The 362-nt window shown below is 52.8% G+C and carries 1 protein-coding gene; it reads left to right on the top strand.

Going from position 1 to position 362, the window contains the following annotated elements; translation table 11 throughout:
- Nucleotides 1–362, top strand: a 362-nt coding sequence (locus J4G07_13670; GenBank protein MCE2415044.1) for a hypothetical protein, incomplete at both ends; no start/stop codon positions are given.

Here is a 362-nt window from a genome sequence, read left to right as displayed (position 1 = left end):
ATAGACGCAGACGCAATCTTTCGACGGCGAGTGAAGTGCTGCGTCGGGCATTGACGGTCTACTTTCCCAAGACGGATGTGTTTCTCGTTGATTCTTTTCCGATCCCGATTTGTGACCGCAATCGTGCTGAAGCCTCCCGGTCGGATCTGAAATGGGCGGATGCTTCGGGAACGCTTGCGACTTATGGACATTGTGCCACGAAAAGTCTCGGAACCTTCTTTGGATTTCGGGGGCATCTGATCACAACGCGTCAAGGCGTTCCGGTTGATTTTGCCATCGCTTCGGCACATATAGATGACCGAGAGGTGCTGTCGGTGCTGTCTCAAGGCGGTCGGTATCCAATGATTCTTGGAGACAAAGGA

This window comes from Candidatus Poribacteria bacterium, from assembly GCA_021295715.1.
Taxonomy (GTDB): domain Bacteria; phylum Poribacteria; class WGA-4E; order WGA-4E; family WGA-3G; genus WGA-3G.
Note: the sequence above shows the minus strand (reverse complement) of the source record. Positions and strands in the feature narration are given on the sequence as shown.